The following is a 3231-nucleotide window of genomic DNA, read 5'->3' as shown; positions in this document are numbered from 1 at the left end:
TGAACCTGGCTTCGGCTGAGTCCGGCACCACAACGCAAGTGGGCCCGCCCCCTGGGAGAGGGGGCGGGCCCTTCGCCTTGCGGTGGCACCGCCATGCAGCACCGCAGGACGGCTTTCGGCGCCGGTGCCTATCCGAAGCGGCCGGAGATGTAGTCCTCCGTGGCCTGCACGGACGGGTTGGCGAAAATGCGCTCCGTCTCGTCTATTTCGATGAGCTTGCCGGGCTGGCCCACGGCCGACAGGTTGAAGAAGGCCGTACGGTCCGAGACCCGCGCCGCCTGCTGCATGTTGTGCGTCACGATGACGATCGTGAAGCGCTCCTTCAACTCGCTGATCAGGTCCTCGATCGCGAGCGTGGAGATCGGGTCGAGCGCCGAGCACGGCTCGTCCATCAGCAGCACCTCCGGCTCGACCGCGATCGCGCGGGCGATGCACAGGCGCTGCTGCTGGCCGCCGGAGAGGCCGGAACCGGGCTTGTTGAGGCGGTCCTTGACCTCGTTCCAGAGGTTGGCGCCCATCAGGGACTTCTCGACGATGTGCGCCAGTTCGTTCTTGCGGTACTTGCCGTTGAGCCGCAGACCGGCCGCGACGTTGTCGAAGATCGACATCGTCGGGAACGGGTTGGGCCGCTGGAACACCATGCCGACCGTGCGGCGCACCGCGACCGGGTCGACGTTGGCGCCGTACAGATTCTCGTCGTCCAGCAGGACCTTGCCCTCGACGCGGCCACCGGGCGTGACCTCGTGCATGCGGTTGAGGGTGCGGAGGAACGTGGACTTGCCGCAGCCGGACGGGCCGATGAAGGCCGTCACGGAGCGGGGCTCGACGGTCATGGAGATGTCGTCGATCGCCCGGTGGTTGCCGTAGTACGCGGTCAGGCCGCTGACGTCGATTCGCTTGGCCATCTGAATCACTGCTTTCTGCGTGACCCCGCTCGGCGGAGCCGGATTTCGGGGCCTCAGCGGCCGGTCTTGGGGGCCTTCCAGCGGGCGATGCCGCGGGCCACCAGGTTGAGGAGCATGACGAAGGCGATCAGTACGAGGGCCGCGCCCCAGGCGCGCGCCACCGAGGCGTCGGTGCCGACCGAGTACTGCTCGTACACGTACAGCGGCAGCGACGACTGGGCGCCTTCGAACGGGTTCGGGTTGATGAGCTTCGTACCGAAGACGAGCAGCAGCACGGGCGCGGTCTCACCGGTGATACGCGCCACCGCGAGCATCACGCCGGTGGTGATACCGCCGATCGCGGTCGGCAGGACCACCTTCAGGATCGTTCGCCACTGGGGTACGCCCAGCGCCAGCGATGCCTCGCGCAGCTCGTTCGGGACGAGCTTCAGCATCTCCTCGGTGGAGCGCACGATCACCGGCATCATCAGGATCGCGAGCGCCAGGGCGCCGGCGAATCCGGAGGGGCCGAAGCCGAGCATCAGGTTCCAGGTCGCGAGGATGAACAGACCGGCGACGATCGACGGGATGCCGGTCATCACGTCCACGAAGAAGGTGACGGCGCGGGCGAGCTTCCCGCGGCCGTACTCCACGAGGTAGACGGCGGTCAGCAGACCGATCGGCGTCGCGATGACCGCGGCGATGGCGACCTGCTCGATGGTGCCGAGCAGCGCGTGGTAGATGCCGCCGCCCTCGTCCGTGTCGAGGAGTCCGCTCATCGAGTGGGTCAGGAAGTACCCGTCGACGACCGAGGCACCCTTGCTGACGGTGACCCAGGCCAGCGAGAGCAGCGGGATGACGGCCAGGATGAAGCAGACCCAGACCAGGCTGGTCGCCACCTGGTTCTTGCCCTGCCTGCTGCCTTCGACCTTGGTCGTGATCAGGTACGTGCCGACGACGAAGATCAGCGCGGCCAGCAGGCCCCACTGGACCTTGCTGTGCAGGCTCGCCGTCACACCGATCAGACAGCCCAGCGCCACGGAGCCGGCGGCGATGGCCGGCGGGGCCCAGCGGGGCATACGCGCGTGGGAGAGCGAGCCCTGGGGCCCGTCGGCGACCGCGGGCCGCTTGTCCTGAAGCGTGTGGCTCATGCGTTGGCCCCCGAGTACTCCTTGCGGCGGGCGATGATCGCGCGGGCCGCGCCGTTGACCAGCAGTGTGATGACGAAGAGGACCAGGCCGGAGGCGATCAGGGCGTCGCGGCCGAAGCCGTCGGCCTCGTTGAACTTCGCGGCGATGTTCTGTGCGAAGGTGCCGCCGCCCGCGTCGAGCAGATGGCCCGAGAAGAGGAAGCTCGGGGAGAGGACGACCGCGACGGCCATCGTCTCGCCCAGCGCGCGCCCGAGGCCGAGCATCGAGGCGCTGATGATGCCGGAGCGGCCGAAGGGCAGGACCGACATCCGGATGACTTCCCAGCGCGTGGCACCGAGGGCCAGGGCGGCTTCCTCGTGCATCTTCGGCGACTGGAGGAAGACCTCACGTATGACGTTGGTGATGATCGGGAGGATCATGATCGCCAGCAGGATGCCCACGGTGAAGAGGTTGCGGGCGATGCCTTCGTTCGTCTTCTCGAAGATGTACGTCCAGGCGAAGTACTCGTTGAGCCACTTGTTCAGGCCGTCGAGGTACGGGACGAGGAAGACGGCGCCCCAGAGGCCGTAGATGATGCTCGGTACGGCTGCCAGCAGGTCGACCAGGTAGGCGATCGGGGCGGCGAGCCTGCGGGGCGCGAAGTGCGAGATGAACAGCGCGATGCCGATGGCGACCGGGACGGCGATCGCCATGGCGATGATCGAGCTGACCACGGTGCCGTAGGCGAGTACGGCGATACCGAAGGACGGCGGGTCGCCCTGCGGGTTCCACTCGAAGGTGGTGAGGAAGTTCGACTCGTCCTTCGAGATCGCGAGGAGCGCGCGATAGGTGAGGAACGCGGCGATGGCGGCCATGATGACCAGCAGGGTGATGCCGGAACCTCGGGACAGGCCCAGGAAGATCCGGTCGCCGGCCTGCTTCGGCGCCTTGGCCGCGCCCTTGTGGTCTGGTGCGGGGGGTGGTGGGGCGTCGGTGGGTGCGGTTGTCGTATCCATCATTTCTCCGGTCTGCGGAGCTGGGTCACGGCTCCTGGCGGCGGTGCACCGGAAGACGTGGGCCGGGCCCCCCCGCCGGGCCCCCCCCCCCCCGGGGGGGGGGGGGGGGGGGGGCCCACCCCCCCCCCCCCCGCCCGCACTAGGGGGGGGGGGGGCGCGTTGACCCCGCCGCAAAGGCCAAACTGCCCAACACGCCGACCG

The 3231-nt window shown here is 68.6% G+C and carries 3 protein-coding genes; all 3 read right to left on the bottom strand.

Features of this window, described 5'->3' with window-relative positions; all coding sequences use genetic code 11:
- Positions 1–128 precede the first annotated feature (128 nt).
- Genes pstB through pstC form a run of 3 tightly spaced genes read right to left on the bottom strand, consistent with a single transcriptional unit; the run spans position 129 to position 3030 of the window.
- Positions 129–905 carry a phosphate ABC transporter ATP-binding protein PstB gene (gene pstB / locus ACIBLA_RS36710; protein WP_363241007.1) on the bottom strand — a complete coding sequence of 259 codons (777 nt, stop codon included), beginning with the start codon at positions 903–905 and terminating at the stop codon, positions 129–131.
- 53 nt (positions 906–958) lie between these two features.
- Positions 959–2035, bottom strand: coding sequence for a phosphate ABC transporter permease PstA (gene pstA, locus ACIBLA_RS36705; protein WP_363241008.1), 1077 nt, complete (start codon positions 2033–2035; stop codon positions 959–961).
- Positions 2032–3030, bottom strand: a complete 999-nt coding sequence (gene pstC / locus ACIBLA_RS36700; RefSeq protein ID WP_363241009.1) for a phosphate ABC transporter permease subunit PstC — start codon at positions 3028–3030, stop codon at positions 2032–2034. Before pstC ends, pstA begins: the two co-directional genes overlap by 4 nt.
- Positions 3031–3231: the final 201 nt, after the last annotated feature.

This window comes from Streptomyces sp. NPDC050433 (genome assembly GCF_044458565.1).
In the GTDB taxonomy this organism is placed as follows: Bacteria; Actinomycetota; Actinomycetes; order Streptomycetales; family Streptomycetaceae; genus Streptomyces.
The sequence above is the reverse complement of the archived record's forward strand: the minus strand, read 5'-3'. Positions and strand labels throughout refer to the sequence as shown.